Below are 15683 nucleotides of genomic sequence, written 5' to 3'. Positions count from 1 at the left end.
CCGACATGACCGGCTACCTAGTTCCCACTCCTATCAATCACAAAAAACTCATCCCCAACAATCGAGCCACCAAAAAACCCCACTCATGTTTCTCTTTTTTTCAAAAATGCATTGACATGTATTTGAGTACTAGTGTACTATCTAAATAACACACTAATACAAGAAGATACTGGAGGTTCTCTTTATGAACGCTTTTGCTGGATTGCTGAAAAAGGATTTGGCTCTCGTCAAGTTCTTATTTATCGTCTGGATGGCTGTCCATGTACTTGGAATGATTGCGAGCTGGGTGATCGCAGAGACGCTGGGAGACGTGACATCGCTGGTTCCGTTTACCGCCATGTTCATTTCAACTCAATTTATTTTTATGCCGATCTTGATGATCACCTTGCTCCGACTGGAGGGGAAGACGCAGCTTTGGCTGTACAATCCGCAGAGCAGCTGGAAATTGGCGCTTAGCAAGCTTTGTTCCATTTCAATCATGCAGCTCTGTTCCCAAGTACTGGTCGCTTTGTATACCGTTTTAGCTACTGCCCATATGCAATCAAGCGGGTTTATCAGTAAGAACGCCCTGCCGCTTTTCCAAGGGATGGTGCTTCATGCCGGACTATTTGCTACTGCTTTTTATCTTTCTGTCATCGTTTTTTTTCTTTGGACACTTTACCACTCGATGGGTGCGTATCCGGCAATCAGGCGATATCGTATTTTGCTGATCGGACTGCTCATCATTCTCTATAATTCGTTTGAGACCTTTTTGAAATATAGGGTGGATAAAGGAAACCTGTCTGCCAGCCTGGACATTTCTCCGAAAATGCATTACATGCAAGGCCATGGTTGGGAAATCACATATACAGCCCTGAATATTCCGATTATCCCATTGCTCTATTATGTGCTGTTCACTGCAGTCATTTTCTTCTTGGCGGGCTGGATGCTTGACAAGAAAGTTGAGGTGTAATCCATGACGAAAGATTTCGAAGCAACGAAGCCGATTTATATACAAATCGCCGAGCAGATTTTTCAAAAGATCGTCCGCGGAGATATCCTGCCCGGCGAGAAGCTGCCGTCTGTCCGTGAAATGGCGATTCAATCAGGGGTGAACCCGAATACAATCCAAAGAACATATGGAGAAATGGAGAGGATGGGAGTCGTGGAAACGAAAAGGGGCCAAGGAACATTTGTTGTCGAAGAGGGTGCGATTGTCATCGAATTGAAGAATCGGATGCAGACGGAGATTATCGGTCAGTTTGTGAAAAGTATGGAAGAAATCGGATACACACACAGCCAGATGGTGGAAGGGCTGGAAGCTTATCTGAAGGAGGGCACGACCGATGATCGAGCTTAAAAATGTAACGAAAAAATACGGAAAAGATACGGCTCTGAATGGGATCAATATCCAATTCGAGCCTGGGAAAATATATGGGCTTCTCGGTCCAAATGGAAGCGGAAAATCGACAACGCTGAAAATGATCACCGGTCTTGTTTATCCAAGCAGCGGGACGGTGGAAGTGAAGGGCAAAGCGGCTACAAGGAGGACATGCGAGCAAGTCGCCTATCTGACAGAGCTGGATATGTTCTACGATTATTTAACGGTTGCCGGAATGGTTGATTTTTATGCGTCGCAATTCGGGGATTTCAACCGGACAAAGGCGGAACAGATTTTGGCGGATATGCAGCTTCCAAGAGAAAAAAAACTGCGGCAGCTTTCAAAAGGGAACCGCGGCAGGCTGAAGCTCGTCATCACGCTGGCAAGGGAGGCCCCGGTCATTTTACTGGACGAACCGTTCTCTGGTCTTGATCCGATGGTCAGGGATTCGATCATCAAAAGTCTTCTCACCTATATTGACTTTGAAACACAGACTGTCATCATTGCCACCCATGAAATCGACGAAATCGAACCGATCCTGGATGAAGTGATCGTGATTGCTGGCGGGACGATTTTAGGACGAGAAAATGTCGAGGAGCTGCGTGAAAGAAACGGTCAATCTGTATTGAAATGGTTCAAAGAAACTCTTTATGAAAAAGGAAGTGACAAAGCATGAAATCGATCGTCGAACTAACAAATGTGTCAAAAGTGATTGGCAAGAGAAAAATCATTGATGATCTCAGTTTCTCGGTTCAGGAAGGGGAAGTGTTCGGATTTCTCGGACCGAACGGAGCCGGAAAGACGACAACAATCCGGATGATTGCAGGACTCATTGGCATCAGTTCTGGAAAAATCACAGTCTGCGGAAACGATGTCGAGAAGGAATTTGAACAATCGATGGAGCAAATCGGCGCGATTGTCGAGAATCCGGAAATGTATAAGTTTTTGAGCGGTTACGAAAACCTGCAGCAGGCAGCACGGCTTCATAAGAAAGTGACAAAGGCTAAAATCAATGAGGTAATTGAATTGGTTGGCCTTGAGGAGAGGATTCACGATAAAGTGAAAACTTATTCGCTAGGGATGAGGCAGCGGCTCGGGATCGCCCAAAGCCTTCTCCATGACCCGAAAGTCTTGATTTTGGATGAGCCGACGAATGGGCTCGACCCGGCCGGGATCCGGGAAATCCGCGATTATTTGCGGACACTGGCGAAGGAACGAGGCATGGCAATCATTGTATCAAGCCATTTATTATCTGAAATGGAAATGATGTGTGACCGGATCGCCATTTTGCAAAAGGGCCGGCTTGTCGACGTCCAAATGGTCAAAACAGAATCGGAAGATCAAAGCGTATATGCGATCCAGGCGGAAAACGATCAGGCGGTCCTTACCTATCTGAACAATAAAGGACTCGCAGCAGAAAAAGTGAAAGGCTCTATCGAAGTGACACTGGATAAAGCCGCTGTTCCTGACTTCGTGATCGATCTGGTGCAAAACGGAGCGAGGCTGACAGAATTCAAACGGGTTAACAAATCATTGGAAGACCGCTTCCTTGAAATTACGAACGGAGCAGAGGTGAAGAAGCATGCGTAATTTAGTTCTGAATGAATGGGTGAAAATCTTCCGGCAAAAAGGGACATGGGCAATGCTCGGGCTTTTGTTCGTCGTCATCATCGGTTTTGCCGGCATTTCGAAATACGTGGAGACGATAATGGTAGAGCCCTCGGCCAATTGGAAAACTGAGCTGGAGAATGTGAACCGTTCCTTAGAAGAAAACTTGAAGGGAGCCGGATATGCTGCTCCATCCCTTAAAGAGCATACAGAAAGGACCATTGCCATCAACGAGTATCGCATCAAGCACGATCTTGCTCCTAAAACAGAATACAGCGGCTGGTCGTTTCTGCAAGATTCTTCAACTCTAATCTCTTTTGCCGGCCTCTTAGTTATTATTGTAGCAGCCGGGATTGTCGCTAATGAATTTTCATGGGGGACCATAAAGGTGCTTCTGACGAAACCATACAGGCGCTGGAAAGTTCTATTAGCTAAATACATTACGGTCAACTTGTTTTTAGCATTAGTGCTGGTCATCCTCTTCGCCAGTTCGCTTGCGCTCGGCTTTATTCTGTTCGGAACAGGAGAAGAAGCAAGCCGCATTCATCTTGCGTTTGTTAACGGAGAGGTTGTCGAACAGAGCCAATTGCTTTACCTGATGAAGGTATATATTTTTAGTAGTTTAAGCGCATTTATGCTGACGGCAATGGCCTTCATGATTTCTGCCGTATTCCGCAACAGCGGGCTTGCGATCGGCATCTCGATCTTCCTGCTGCTCATGGGCGACACGGTAACGAATCTGCTTGCAGGAAAGTTCGATTGGGCGAAATACAGCCTGTTTGCCAACACGAACCTGATTCAATACTTCGACGGAATGCCGCTTGTCGAAGGAATGACGATGACGTTCTCTATCGTTATGCTGCTGCTTTACTTTGCCATCTTTCAGACAATGGCATTCCTTGTCTTTTCGAAACGGGATATAGCCGGATAATAAAAGAGACACCCCAAAAAGGGCGGTCCATAGAAATCAGTGTTCACTGGTTCTTGGTCCGTCCTTTTTACATTCCATGCTTAAACAGGTTGACTTCCTTTTTCTTTCTATGGTAAAGTAATAGAAATTTTAAGAAAATACTTTAGTGTGGTAGAGTGATAATGTAGTAAAGTAAAGGGTGGCGATGATATGTTTTTACCGGCAGGAAGCAGGGATGAGACCGGGGTTTCGGTCAGCCGGCGGTATTTTGTCAATGAAGTATTCAGCGGGCTTGCCGCAGGCCGGGGGTTTCGGGATCTGTCCACTCCGGTAGTGGAATTTGCGGATACATTTACAAATGAACATGTGGGAATGAAATTGCAGGACATGTTGAAATGGTTCAACGAGGAAGGCGAGATCGAGGTACTGCGGCCGGATTGGACGGTAGCAATTGCGAGAGCGCTTGCCAATCAGGAAGCAAAGCCGCAGAAATGGGCCTACCAGGGCTCGATTTTCAAAAGAAGCCGGCCAGGCGTGGAGGATCATCAGGCGGGTGTGGAATTGATCCACTATCCTGAGATTTTAGGGGAGAGCGAGTGTCTTTTTCTCGCCGCTGAGCTTCTGCAAAAGCTAGGAATCCCTGCCTTTACGATTGAACTCGGACATACGGAAATCTTTGAAATTCTTGCTTCGCGTCTGAAGCTGACTGACGAGCAAGCGGGTCGACTGCGCCAGGCGATGCATGATAAGCGCCAGGACGAGGTGTATCAAATCGCAAAGCGGCATGGCGATGAAGGAACGGCGAAAGAGCTGGCTGCGCTCGTTCAGGCATTCGGTTCAGCAGATATGATCGAGGAGTACGAACAGCGCTGGCAGGGCGAAAAGGAGATTCTCAAAAGCCTAGCCGAAGTGAAAAGGCTTCACTCCGTCCTGAAAGATTCAGGGGCCGGCGATGTCCTTGTTGATCTCGGCAGGGTGAAAAACCTTCCGTACTACTCAGGAATGATGTTTCGCGGATTCTTAAATGAGACAGGGGAAATCTGCTTTTCAGGCGGCCGTTATGACCAGCTGTATCAACAATACGGGAAAAAGGTTTCAGCTGTCGGTCTCGCTTTTGATGTTGAAGTGCTGGCCGGCCAGGCGAAAAAGGATGAAAAGCGGAAACGGATTTGCCTGATGGCTGAGGAAGGTTCACTTTCTTTTGCAGAAAATGCCCGTTCCGAATTTGGGAATGACGTTGTTGATGTCCTGTTCCGCGGCATGGAGACATCCAGCTATGATGAGGTGTACGAAGTGAAGGAAGAGAATGGCAAGTATAAGGTGGTGTCCCGATGAAACCGATGATCGTACTGACAAAAGGCAGGCTGGAAAAGCAGTTTACCGAATTTTTGCGGGAACGCGGCTATGACGTGTCTCCGCTTGTGGACAAAGGAAGAAAGCTGCAGGTAGAAACGGACGATTTTTTTGCCATCTTTGCGAAAGGTCCTGACGTTGCGACATATGTCGAGTATGGCATCGCAGATCTTGGCATCATCGGTGAGGATATCATGCTTGAAGTTCAGCCGGATGTATTCGATCTTTTGCCGCTGCCGTTCGGGAAATGCCGCTTTGCCGTTGCAGGGGAGCCTGGGACCGGTGATGAGCAACGCAAGCAAAGGATTGCGACGAAATATCCAAACATTACGACTCGATATTTCCGTGAACAGGGAAAATCGGTGGATATTGTTAAACTTGAAGGGTCCGTCGAACTGGCGCCTCTGCTTGGGCTTGCCGATGATATTGTCGATATTGTCGAGACAGGGAATACGCTCAAGGAAAACGGGCTTGTCGTCAAAGAGGAAATGTTCACCTTGACGGCACGGTGCATCGCGAACCGGAATTCGCTCAAGCTGAAAAAAGATGTTCTGACACCGATCATCGATTCATTCCGCGTCGGGGAGGCGATCCGATGATCCGTCAGTTTACGGTAGAAGAGTTCCGATCTGCCTACATTGATAAAAAGACGAAGAAAGCCGCATTTGACGCGGAAATCCTAGATACAGTGAAAGAAGTGCTGGATAACATCCGCAGCCGGGGAGACGAGGCCGTCCGGGAATACGCAGAAAAATTCGATGGCTTTGCCCCGGAGCGTTGGGAAGTGACAGCAGAAGAGCGGGAAGCGGCATGGAAACAGGTGCCGGAGAATTTAATCGAATCGCTCCGATTGGCTGCCGAAAACATTCGTCGTTTTCACGCAAAACAGCTGCAGACATCAAGAGTGATGGACATGAATGGGGAGATCATTTCCGGACAGCTGTTTCGACCCCTGGAAAAGGTCGGCATCTATGTGCCTGGCGGAAAAGCGACGTATCCGTCGACTGTTTTAATGAATGCGATTCCGGCTGTTTTGGCTGGGGTTGAGAACATTATCATGGTCACACCAGCTGACAAGGAAGGGGAAATTCAGCCTCTTCTTCTCGTTGCAGCGGACATTGCCGGCGTCACAACAGTAATGAAGGCCGGGGGAAGCCAGGCAATAGCAGCACTTGCATACGGAACCGAGACAATTCCGTCTGTCGATAAAATTGTCGGTCCTGGCAATGCTTATGTGGCAGCTGCCAAATCGCTCGTGTTCGGAGATGTCGGGATCGATATGGTCGCAGGCCCGTCTGAAGTGGCCATCATCGCTGACGAAACGGCAAACCCTGCCTATATCGCCGCTGATCTGCTGGCACAGGCGGAGCATGATGAAAAGGCGAGGACTTTCCTGTTTTCAACGAGCAGCCAACTGATCCTTGATGTGGCAGATGAAGTGGCGAAGCAGTGTGAGGAGCTCCCGCGGAAAGACATCGCCCGAGTTTCGCTTGAAAGGGAAAGTGCTGCCGTTTACGCCGCTTCCTTGCAAGAGGCGTTTGAGCTCGCCAATGCGCTCGCACCGGAGCATTTGGAAATCCAGACTGCGAATGCCTACGATCAGCTGCGCCATGTAAAAAATGCCGGCTCCGTCTTTATCGGCAGCCACACACCAGAAGCGGCGGGGGATTATTTTGCCGGTCCGAACCATGTACTGCCAACAGGCGGAACTGCGCGCTTTTCTTCCGGCTTGTCTGTCGATGATTTTATCAAAAAAACGACGTATCTCTATTACTCGGAACTGGCTTTAGAGCATGCCGCTCCACATATTGAGAACATTGCAAACGCCGAGGGCCTGCAAGGACATGCGAAAGCTGTGAAAGTGAGGGTGCGAAGATGAGAACATCATTATCGGCAATGAAGCCATATAAAGTGAAGCCGGAGGGACATATGATCCGGCTCGATAATAACGAAGCGTTTAGGAGCGTCCTGTCATCCGTAGACTTTTCGCAGCTGGAAAAGACGCTGATCAATCGCTATCCTGCCGAAAGTTCCGAAAAGCTCATTGAGGCGTTCAGCGCTTTCTCGGGATTTCCGGCTAAAAACATCCTTCCGGGAAACGGATCTGATGAATTGATTTCGCTTATTTGCCAATGGGCTCTCGATCCAAAAGACCGTGTGATCGTGCTGGAGCCTGACTTTTCCATGTACGAAAAGAACGCGGTGATCATGGGAGCAGAGGTTATAAAAGTTCAATTGCAAGAGGATTTCACTTTGCCGATGGCTGAGCTGGAGAATGCGATCTTGAATGGCAGCCCGAAGCTGCTGTTCCTTTCCAACCCGAATAATCCGACAGGCATGCTGTACCCTCCGGAAGAGTTGGAGCGACTGATCAGCGGGATGGCCGGTCATGGCGGCATTGTCATCCTTGATGAAGCGTATATGGACTTCGCCGGAGATTCGGCTTTTGAAGGAAAGGTACTGGATTATGAGAATGTGATCATCCTGAGGACCGCCTCCAAGGCACTCGGCATGGCTGCACTCCGGCTCGGTTTCCTGATTGCGAATGACAGCATCATCGACGGCATCAGCTGCATCAAACCGCCATACAACGTGAACACCGTCTCTGCTGAAATCGGGCGGCAGCTTCTGGAACAGCCGCTCGTGCTCGATCAGTTCCTGCTTCACCAGTTTGAACAGGTTGCCGAACTGGAGGAGATCGTCCAGGAGTATTTGTCCGATATCGACGGCGCGGTCATTTACCCGAGCAGCGCCAATTTCTTCTTGATCAAGCTGCCTCCGGCTAAGGGGCTATTCGAGTTCCTTTACGAAAAAGGAATAAAAATCCGCCTGTTTGAAGAAATGGGAGCCATCCGCATTTCCCCCGGGTCTAAGGAAGAGCATGAACTGTTGAAAAAGGCATTGACGGAATGGAAAGAAAACGTGGAAATACGAAGTTTTGAAGCGCAGAATAGTTAAAGGAGACAGGCGTGCTTGGGAGTTATCCTGAGGCATGCCTGTTTTTTTGTTTAAAAAGAAACCTTCATTTGATCGATAGCGTCCTTAATAATAAGAGAAGTTGTCAGGGCTGAGCAAATCAATAAGAAAAAGGAGTGGGACTTTGGATAACTCTGAGAATAAAACTTTAGGCTGGGGAAGCTTTTCACTGCTTTTATTTGCAGCGGGTTTTTTATTTTCATACTTATCCGTTGGTAAAAAGTCAGCAGGAGAACATGTACTAGAGTACATTAAACTGAATAGTATTGTGGCTGTTGTTACGGTCGTGTTGCTTTTGATAGCAGTTACGTTAGGCAAACGGTTTAAACAGCACCTGTTTGCGAAATCAGGGAGGGTTTTGTCGATCATATTACTAAGTATGTTTGCTTTAGCAATAATCGTGGGTTTAATTAAAGTTTTAATTCAGCTGTTTTAGCTTTCTTTTTTTGCTTCTTCTTTGCACGCCTGTTTTCTGCACGAAGTAAGAACTTTATTCCGTTGGGTGACGTGTATACTGGTGAGAAGATTTTTGGAGAGGAAAGAGATGGCTGAGCTAAAGTTTTTCATCGAACTGTTTCAAGCAAAATGGAATGGAGTGCAGCAGCGGTATACCGACAATATTATCTTCATGTCTATCCTAACACAGCACAGTTGTTCATAAATGATCGTCATTGGGCAGGGAATATCAAGGAGCATCAAATCGCCGCTGTAAATGATGTCAATGTCAAAACAAAGGAAGTACTTGTCACGGTCATAGCTGCTAAATCATCTGGAAACAGGAGCACGGTAGACAGGCAATTTTTGAAAAAGCAAAAGAACGAGTGGCTGATTGACGAGTTTGTATCTGGGACACAGCCTGAGTTGCCATAATTCCAAAGGGACACTGTAGAAAGTTTTGGACTTAAAAGGAGCAATAGGCCAGCAACAAAAGATAATTTTTATGAAATCAAAACTCTAAGTATGCTAATAACGTCAATGTGTATGAAAGGGAGACGTGATCTATCATTTTTAAAAAACTTGGTGAAGGTGAAATCGGATGAAAAAATCCATCTTTATGTTGCCGGTGCTTTGCATTCTCATTATTGGCTGTTCTGCCTCCATTTCATTTGAGGGTTCCATTATAGAAGTGATACCAGCTGACAAACAAATATTGGTTGAAGATGTGCAAGGAGACCAGATTCTTTTCAGAATAAAAAAGTCGTCATCTGAAAATTTTCAGGTCGGACAGCAAGTAATCGTATGGTATAACGGCAGTCTCAAAGAATCATTGCCGCCTCAAGCTGCTGCTGAAAAGGTAAGGATGAGACCTAAATAAATAAATGATCAACATCCCGAAAGGACAGCCCAAATGAAATTCAAAATGATACCAGTGTTCGTTCTCTTTATTTTGCTCATTTCGTCAATAGTTCCGAACGCCGCTTCTGCAGCTACATTAAACATGAATATGCTGCAATTGATGAATAGCGGAAATCGGGCAAAATTAGGATCGGTCGATCCGGATAAGATGATTGTTGCTGAAATGGAGGAGGACGATAATTACTATTATTTTTTACTGGCGGATGAATCGACAAGTAAAGGGTTTTCTGTATTATACGTTAACAAAGCTAATTTCACCGTTTCAAAGGTGATTAGTGTTATATGATACAGCGAGCTTAAAAGGTTTTGAAATAAAATCTATGAAGGCCGGAAACAACGGGGTTCTGTGGATGGATTTATGGGGAAAAGACCGCAAAAGAGCAGTGAAAATTGGAAGCAACGAAATCTCTACTGAGGATTATCCAGCTCGTTCAAACGCAAAATATGGAGCAGACAGTATTCTTTGGCTAGAACATGAAGGCGGGATCATCAAGAGGTGGAATGGAGAACAAACAGAACTGTATAAAATACAAAACCAAAATGTAATAGATTTTGCCGAGCATGAGAGGCAAGTTTACTATTTGGATAAGGGCGGTAATATTGGGTTAGTCACACAAAATAATGAAGAAATAATCGCGAACTTACTCTCCTTACTTCATATCCAAGAAGATAAGCTTGATACTGGATACATTGTTAGTGCCGGCGGAAAACTATGGGCAGCTGCCGGAGTTTTATTCCACTTCGATACCCCTTTAATCAATCTATCTGATAATAGAACGATAAATGGCACTAAGGTGGGAACGATTTATAAAGTGAAGGAAAACGCTGATGGAACCCTAAATTTTTTGGTTCAACCGTTTTTCCCTATCCTTCCAAACCAACCTCCTGGTGGGGATGAATTACAACAGATCACTCTTTCAAAAGGTTCAGTGCTACAAAGCCAAACAGTAAAAGGTAATTGGGGATCTATTGAACAAAGCTACAAAGACCAGCTAGGGAACAATTGGATCTTTAATCGTCGTGGCAACAATAAAGGACTGCTGATGAAATCTCCCGATGAGACGAGCATCCAATACTATTTTTCCAAGGCAAATAAGAAGGCCGACATAAAAATTAAACATAATGGAAAAGAGATTGAATTTGATGCATCCCCATACATTGAAAATGGGAGAACGATGGTTCCTCTCAGAGGGATTGCCTTCTTATTCGGTGCAACCTCTTCATGGGATGAACGGTCTAAGAAGGCAACCATTCAAAAGGACGGCGTTGTCATTTCCAGTACCGTGGGAGAAAAAAAGGCAAACGTGAACGGAAAGCCGGTAACCATTGATGCTCCTGTAAAAATCGTGAATGGAAGAGTTGTGATTCCGTAGCGCTTTATAGCGGAAAGTTTATCGATTAAAACTGATTGGGACAGCTCATCTAAGACGATTACTCTGAAGGGAAAATAGGAATATTCCTAGTGTTATAGTGTTTGAAAATTGTGTAGAGTTTTTTTATTTCAGGTTTTCGCGTGGGGGCGCGAGTAAGTGAATTGAAAAAAGATAGAAACTATTAAAAAAAGCGGGCATGTACTGAGCTTCCATCCCAGTCATGCCCGCTTTTTCTGTTCTTTTTCATTGCTTGAGAGATAAATAACGAAAATGAACTGCAATAGCAGTTGACGGACATTTTTAATGTATGATAGTATTAAAGAACTTTCAAAATACTTTAGTGTGGTAGAGTGATAATGTAATAAAGCAAAAAGAATGGAGAGAGCGAAAATGCGTACTGCAGCAAATCAGCGGGAAACCGCGGAAACAAAGATTGAACTGGAGTGCCGGCTTGATGATCCGGCAGTGGTGGAGATTGAGACGGGAGTCGGCTTTTTCGACCATATGCTGACCGCCTTTGCCCGTCATGGGCGAATCGGGCTTTCGGTCAAAACGGAGGGCGATCTTCATATCGACAGCCATCATACGGTTGAGGATACAGGAATTGTGCTTGGGAAAGCGTTGAAAGAAGCGCTTGGTGATAAGGCGGGGATTGTCCGCTATGGTTCTTCCTATGTGCCGATGGACGAAGCATTGGCGTTGGTGGCGGTTGATATTAGCGGCCGTCCTTTCCTCCATTTTGAAGGGGAGTTCAGCAATCCGTCACTCGGGAACTTCGACACCGAGCTTGTGAAAGAATTTTTCCGGGCTTTTGCCTTCCAGGCGGGATTGACACTGCATGCCCGGGTCTTGTACGGAGAAAACACCCATCATATGATTGAAGCGCTTTTCAAAGCGCTCGGCCGTGCGATGGCGGAAGCAGTCCGAATTGACCCTACAATCAAGGGTGTCATTTCCACGAAGGGGATGCTGGAGTAACGTTACATAAACGCATAAGGAGAGGATGAGGGCTGTGAGGATTTTGCCGGCAATGGATTTGATTGATGGGAAATGTGTCAGATTGTATCAAGGGGATTTTGCCCAAACAGAACGGGTAGGAGAAGACCCGGAGACGCAGCTGCACAGGTTTATCCGCGACGGAGCGGAAATTGTGCATATTGTCGACTTGGACGGAGCCCGCTCGGGAAAACCCGAACAGATCGAGCTGATTTCCAAGCTTAGCGGCCTGTCAACCGTACCAATCCAGGTGGGAGGCGGCATCCGCACGCTTGAGACGATCCGTGCTTATGTGGAAGCGGGAGTCGCAAGGGTGGTACTTGGTACGGCTGCCTTGGATGATGAAGAGATGCTGAAAGAGGCGCTTGACCAATACGCCGATCATATCGTCATTGGAATTGATGCGAAGAACGGAAAAGTGGCGACACAGGGATGGCTGACTGAAACAGAGGTGGACTATATCGAGTTCGCCAAGAAGATGGAAAGCCTGGGCGTAAAACGAATCGTATTCACCGACATTTCAAAAGACGGGACGATGCAAGGACCGAATCTGGAACAACTGCAGAAAATCCATGAAGCGGTCGGCTGCTCGATCGTTGCTTCAGGCGGTATCCGCAATCATGAAGATCTCGGTAAGATTGCCGAGCTTGGTATTGAAGAGGCGATTGTGGGTAAAGCGATGTATGAAGGAAAAATACAACTGGGAGTGGGTTCACGATGACAGCAAAGAAAATTATTCCATGCCTTGATATTAAAGACGGAAAAGTAGTGAAAGGCGTTCATTTTGAAGGCATCCGTGAAATGGGAGACCCAATCGAGCTTGCAAAGGAATATTCGGAAGGCGGAGCAGATGAACTTGTCTTGCTCGACATCACGGCAACAACCGAAGGTCGCAAAACATTCACAGATCTGATTAAAAATGTAAAAAAAGTGATTTCAGTTCCGCTGACGGTGGGAGGCGGAATCGGTTCAATTGAGGATATCTACCGTGTTCTTGAGGCAGGCGCGGATAAAGTCGGCATCAATTCGGCTGCTGTCAAAGAACCGCTGCTGATCAAAGAGGCAGCTGAGGAATTCGGCTCAGGAAAAATTGTTGCGGCCATCGATGCCAAGAAAGTCGGGGATGAATGGCATGTCATGGTCCGTGGCGGCCTGCAGGATGCCAATATCGAAGCAATATCATGGGCAAAGCAAACAGAGACGCTTGGTGCCGGCTCGATTTTGCTGACAAGTGTGGACAAAGACGGAGTGCGTGACGGCTATGATCTGGAATTGACAAAAGCGGTCGCAGATGCGGTCCATATTCCGGTCATCGCTTCAGGCGGATGCGGGAATGCGGAGCATATCGCTGAGGTCCTGAATGAAACAGGTGCAGCTTCTGCATTGGCGGCTTCGATTTTCCACAATAAAATGTTTACGGTCGGAGAAGTAAAGGAAGTCTGTAAAAACCGGGGAGTGAGTTTTCTTGAAGCCTGATTTCAGCAAGGGTCTCATCCCGGCGACTGTAACGGATGCAAGCACAGGCGAAGTCCTCATGCTTGCCTACATGGACGAGACCGCATTAGAAAAAACAATCGAAACAGGAGAAACATGGTTCTATTCCCGTTCGCGTGAAGAGTATTGGAACAAGGGGGCAACGTCCGGAAATAAGCAGAAGATCGTAAGCATCCGCCTCGACTGCGATGGGGATGCGTTGTTGATCGAAGTCGACCCGCTCGGTCCCGCATGCCACACGGGGGAGCGTTCCTGTTTTTACAACAACCTGCACGGCGAACCTTCCGGCGGCTCCATCTACCGGAGCCTGATGGAAGAAATCAGCGAACGGAAAACAGCACCCGCCGAAGGTTCATACACCCATTACTTATTTGAAAAAGGCACAGACAAAATCGCAAAAAAACTGATCGAGGAAGCGGGCGAAGTCGTCATCGCCGCCAAAAACAAAGACGAGAATGAAATCATCAATGAATGTGCCGATCTCTTCTACCATGCCTTCGTCCTCCTTGCCGACCAAGGAGTTCCGCTTGAAAAGGTTGAAGAGGAACTGAAGCGCCGCTCTGCAAAAAAATGCAATCAGAAGGAAGAGCGGAAGGAAATTAAAAACTGGTAAAATGCGCAGCGGGAGGACATTTGTACATGTCCTCCCGCTGCGTGTTTTATTTCGTTTTTGCAATCGTCCATCCCGTATACCCATACAAAATATTAAATAATGGCACAAGGAAGGCGAAGAATGCATAAGGAATAAATTCATGTGCGCTGACGCCGAGGACGCCTGCGGCAAACACGGCATTGATGCTCCAAGGCACAAGATTGATGCCGACGGTCCCGGCTGCTTCTACCGCACGGGACAGGTTTTTCGTATCGATTCCCATCCGCTGATAAGTGCTCACAAAAGTCCGGGCGGGGAGGATGATCGATAGGAACTGCTCGCCGCTCGCAAACGCCACGACGAATGTGGATGCAATCGTAGTCGTAATCAGGGAACCGGTTGAACGGACACGGTCGATGATTTTTTGGAGAAGGACCTTGAAAGCGCCCGTTTCTTCTAAAATTCCCCCTAGTGCAGTGGCGATCATCAGGATTGTGATCGTGCTTAACATCGACAGAATGCCACCGCGGTTCAGAAGCGAATCGACCGCTTCAACGCCTGAATTGCTCACATACCCATTCGTCATCGTCTGTACCATGGCGGTGATCGACTCACCCTGCACAAATACGGCGAGCAGGCCGCCAAGCAAAGCGACACCCAGCAATGTCGGCAGAGCGGGGAGCCGCTTGGCCATCATGACAATTGTTAATATCGGCATAAGCAGCAGGAGCGGGTGGATCAGGAAGGAATGTTGAAGCCCGTTCATGATTGTTTCAATCGCTTCTGTATCCGTTGCTCCTGCTCCTGAGGTGCTGCCAAAATAGGCATACAAACCGATCGCGAGCAAAAAGGCGGGAATCGTATCCCAGAGCATATGCTTTACATGGCTGAATAAATCCGTCTCCGCCATCGCGGCCGCAATATTTGTTGTATCGGAAAGCGGAGACAGCTTGTCCCCGAAATAAGCTCCCGAGATGACTGCCCCAGCGATAAGGCCGGGCGGAAAACCAAGCCCTTCGCCGATGACCATGAAGGCAAGGCCGACAGTCGCAATCGACGTAAAGGACGTTCCGAGTGTAATCGAAACAATACCGGTAATGATGGCAACAGCCGGAACAAAAAACGATGGCCGCATAATCGAAAAGCCGTAATAAATCATGGAAGGAATGACCCCGCTCGCAATCCATGTGCCGATGATGATGCCGATCACAAGCAGAATGAAAATTGCCGGCAATGCCCGAGAAACTCCGCTGACCATCATTTTTTGCACTTCTTCCCAAGACCATCCTGAGATGATCGCCGTGATGGAAGCGATACTTACACCAATCAGAAGCGGGATGTGCATTCCTGCATCCCAGATAAAGATGGAACTTGCAGCTGAGGCGATCAAGGCAACAATCGGGATGATCGCCAAAAAAGGTGAAATTTGTTTTTTCATTGTTGTACCCCCAGGTTGCAAATGTATTAAGCGCGAGAGAAACACAAAAAAGCCCCCATCCCAAAAGGGACGGAAGCTCCGCGGTACCACCCTCGTTAGCAGCCTAAAGCTGCCCACTCGATTTGAATAACGGCCAATAGCCGGACCTTGTCAGCTCACTGCCTGTAATTCACCGTTCACCCAGTCTGATTTTCACCAACCATCAGCTCTCTAGTATTCTCTGATAA

The 15683-nt window shown here is 47.2% G+C and carries 19 protein-coding genes and 1 other annotated feature (1 of these 20 only partly in view); of the genes, 18 read left to right on the top strand and 1 reads right to left on the bottom strand.

Features of this window, described 5'->3' with window-relative positions; all coding sequences use genetic code 11:
• The first annotated feature begins 184 nt into the window (after positions 1-184).
• The 18 genes from AC0TWI_RS15915 (at position 185) to hisIE (ending at position 14039) form a co-directional block, all read left to right on the top strand.
• A complete protein-coding gene (locus AC0TWI_RS15915; protein ID WP_488127321.1) occupies positions 185-952 on the top strand; it encodes a hypothetical protein in 768 nt (255 codons plus the stop codon).
• Positions 953-955: 3 nt separating this feature from the next.
• Positions 956-1339, top strand: a complete 384-nt coding sequence (locus AC0TWI_RS15910; RefSeq protein WP_488127320.1) for a GntR family transcriptional regulator — start codon at positions 956-958, stop codon at positions 1337-1339.
• The gene (locus AC0TWI_RS15905; RefSeq protein WP_488127319.1) at positions 1326-2036 is read left to right on the top strand and encodes an ABC transporter ATP-binding protein; all 711 of its coding nucleotides are present in this window, start codon (positions 1326-1328) and stop codon (positions 2034-2036) included. Before AC0TWI_RS15910 ends, AC0TWI_RS15905 begins: the two co-directional genes overlap by 14 nt.
• The gene (locus AC0TWI_RS15900; RefSeq protein WP_488127318.1) at positions 2033-2950 is read left to right on the top strand and encodes an ABC transporter ATP-binding protein; all 918 of its coding nucleotides are present in this window, start codon (positions 2033-2035) and stop codon (positions 2948-2950) included. The genes AC0TWI_RS15905 and AC0TWI_RS15900 overlap by 4 nt, the downstream gene beginning before the upstream one ends.
• Complete coding sequence (locus AC0TWI_RS15895) at positions 2943-3899, top strand: ABC transporter permease (protein WP_488127317.1); 957 nt, start codon at positions 2943-2945, stop codon at positions 3897-3899. The genes AC0TWI_RS15900 and AC0TWI_RS15895 overlap by 8 nt, the downstream gene beginning before the upstream one ends.
• Positions 3900-4088: 189 nt before the next feature.
• On the top strand, positions 4089-5213 hold the full coding sequence (locus AC0TWI_RS15890) for an ATP phosphoribosyltransferase regulatory subunit (RefSeq protein WP_488127316.1): 1125 nt from the start codon (positions 4089-4091) through the stop codon (positions 5211-5213).
• A complete protein-coding gene (gene hisG / locus AC0TWI_RS15885) occupies positions 5210-5830 on the top strand; it encodes an ATP phosphoribosyltransferase (protein ID WP_488127315.1) in 621 nt (206 codons plus the stop codon). The genes AC0TWI_RS15890 and hisG overlap by 4 nt, the downstream gene beginning before the upstream one ends.
• Positions 5827-7110, top strand: coding sequence for a histidinol dehydrogenase (gene hisD / locus AC0TWI_RS15880; RefSeq protein WP_488127314.1), 1284 nt, complete (start codon positions 5827-5829; stop codon positions 7108-7110). Before hisG ends, hisD begins: the two co-directional genes overlap by 4 nt.
• Positions 7107-8189 (top strand): pyridoxal phosphate-dependent aminotransferase, encoded by a 1083-nt coding sequence (locus AC0TWI_RS15875; protein WP_488127313.1) that lies wholly within the window; start codon positions 7107-7109, stop codon positions 8187-8189. Before hisD ends, AC0TWI_RS15875 begins: the two co-directional genes overlap by 4 nt.
• A 142-nt stretch (positions 8190-8331) precedes the next feature.
• The gene (locus AC0TWI_RS15870; RefSeq protein ID WP_488127312.1) at positions 8332-8643 is read left to right on the top strand and encodes a hypothetical protein; all 312 of its coding nucleotides are present in this window, start codon (positions 8332-8334) and stop codon (positions 8641-8643) included.
• A gap of 149 nt (positions 8644-8792) precedes the next feature.
• On the top strand, positions 8793-9077 hold the full coding sequence (locus AC0TWI_RS15865) for a hypothetical protein (protein WP_488127311.1): 285 nt from the start codon (positions 8793-8795) through the stop codon (positions 9075-9077).
• 166 nt (positions 9078-9243) lie between these two features.
• Positions 9244-9522: a DUF3221 domain-containing protein gene (locus tag AC0TWI_RS15860; protein ID WP_488127310.1), complete on the top strand. Its 279-nt coding sequence runs from the start codon at positions 9244-9246 to the stop codon at positions 9520-9522.
• A gap of 33 nt (positions 9523-9555) precedes the next feature.
• Positions 9556-9849, top strand: coding sequence for a hypothetical protein (locus AC0TWI_RS15855; RefSeq protein WP_488127309.1), 294 nt, complete (start codon positions 9556-9558; stop codon positions 9847-9849).
• A 64-nt stretch (positions 9850-9913) separates the two neighbouring features.
• Positions 9914-10936: a copper amine oxidase N-terminal domain-containing protein gene (locus AC0TWI_RS15850; RefSeq protein ID WP_488127308.1), complete on the top strand. Its 1023-nt coding sequence runs from the start codon at positions 9914-9916 to the stop codon at positions 10934-10936.
• 390 nt (positions 10937-11326) lie between these two features.
• Positions 11327-11914, top strand: a complete 588-nt coding sequence (gene hisB, locus AC0TWI_RS15845; protein WP_488127307.1) for an imidazoleglycerol-phosphate dehydratase HisB — start codon at positions 11327-11329, stop codon at positions 11912-11914.
• Positions 11915-11948: 34 nt separating this feature from the next.
• Positions 11949-12653: a 1-(5-phosphoribosyl)-5-[(5-phosphoribosylamino)methylideneamino]imidazole-4-carboxamide isomerase gene (gene hisA, locus AC0TWI_RS15840; RefSeq protein WP_488127306.1), complete on the top strand. Its 705-nt coding sequence runs from the start codon at positions 11949-11951 to the stop codon at positions 12651-12653.
• Complete coding sequence (gene hisF / locus AC0TWI_RS15835) at positions 12650-13408, top strand: imidazole glycerol phosphate synthase subunit HisF (protein ID WP_488127305.1); 759 nt, start codon at positions 12650-12652, stop codon at positions 13406-13408. The genes hisA and hisF overlap by 4 nt, the downstream gene beginning before the upstream one ends.
• A complete protein-coding gene (gene hisIE, locus AC0TWI_RS15830; RefSeq protein WP_488127304.1) occupies positions 13398-14039 on the top strand; it encodes a bifunctional phosphoribosyl-AMP cyclohydrolase/phosphoribosyl-ATP diphosphatase HisIE in 642 nt (213 codons plus the stop codon). Before hisF ends, hisIE begins: the two co-directional genes overlap by 11 nt.
• A 46-nt stretch (positions 14040-14085) precedes the next feature.
• Here hisIE and nhaC read toward each other — a convergent pair whose 3' ends face one another.
• Entirely contained in the window at positions 14086-15456 is a 1371-nt protein-coding gene (nhaC, locus tag AC0TWI_RS15825; protein ID WP_488127303.1) for a Na+/H+ antiporter NhaC, read from the bottom strand.
• A 62-nt stretch (positions 15457-15518) separates the two neighbouring features.
• Positions 15519-15683, bottom strand: a binding site (T-box leader) (it continues 34 nt past the right edge of the window).

The sequence above is a fragment of the Lederbergia sp. B243.17 genome (genome assembly GCF_057657925.1).
The sequence above is the reverse complement of the archived record's forward strand: the minus strand, read 5'-3'. Positions and strand labels throughout refer to the sequence as shown.

Coding starts and splice junctions, on each gene's coding strand:
- nhaC (WP_488127303.1), bottom strand. CDS start 15,456: ATGAAAAAACAAATTTCACCTTTTTTGGCGATCATCCCGATTGTTGCC.
- hisB (WP_488127307.1), top strand. CDS start 11,327: ATGCGTACTGCAGCAAATCAGCGGGAAACCGCGGAAACAAAGATTGAA.
- AC0TWI_RS15855 (WP_488127309.1), top strand. CDS start 9,556: ATGAAATTCAAAATGATACCAGTGTTCGTTCTCTTTATTTTGCTCATT.
- AC0TWI_RS15860 (WP_488127310.1), top strand. CDS start 9,244: ATGAAAAAATCCATCTTTATGTTGCCGGTGCTTTGCATTCTCATTATT.
- AC0TWI_RS15890 (WP_488127316.1), top strand. CDS start 4,089: ATGTTTTTACCGGCAGGAAGCAGGGATGAGACCGGGGTTTCGGTCAGC.
- AC0TWI_RS15865 (WP_488127311.1), top strand. CDS start 8,793: ATGGAATGGAGTGCAGCAGCGGTATACCGACAATATTATCTTCATGTC.
- AC0TWI_RS15895 (WP_488127317.1), top strand. CDS start 2,943: ATGCGTAATTTAGTTCTGAATGAATGGGTGAAAATCTTCCGGCAAAAA.
- AC0TWI_RS15875 (WP_488127313.1), top strand. CDS start 7,107: ATGAGAACATCATTATCGGCAATGAAGCCATATAAAGTGAAGCCGGAG.
- AC0TWI_RS15905 (WP_488127319.1), top strand. CDS start 1,326: ATGATCGAGCTTAAAAATGTAACGAAAAAATACGGAAAAGATACGGCT.
- AC0TWI_RS15915 (WP_488127321.1), top strand. CDS start 185: ATGAACGCTTTTGCTGGATTGCTGAAAAAGGATTTGGCTCTCGTCAAG.
- hisG (WP_488127315.1), top strand. CDS start 5,210: ATGAAACCGATGATCGTACTGACAAAAGGCAGGCTGGAAAAGCAGTTT.
- AC0TWI_RS15900 (WP_488127318.1), top strand. CDS start 2,033: ATGAAATCGATCGTCGAACTAACAAATGTGTCAAAAGTGATTGGCAAG.
- hisD (WP_488127314.1), top strand. CDS start 5,827: ATGATCCGTCAGTTTACGGTAGAAGAGTTCCGATCTGCCTACATTGAT.
- AC0TWI_RS15910 (WP_488127320.1), top strand. CDS start 956: ATGACGAAAGATTTCGAAGCAACGAAGCCGATTTATATACAAATCGCC.
- hisF (WP_488127305.1), top strand. CDS start 12,650: ATGACAGCAAAGAAAATTATTCCATGCCTTGATATTAAAGACGGAAAA.
- AC0TWI_RS15850 (WP_488127308.1), top strand. CDS start 9,914: ATGGATTTATGGGGAAAAGACCGCAAAAGAGCAGTGAAAATTGGAAGC.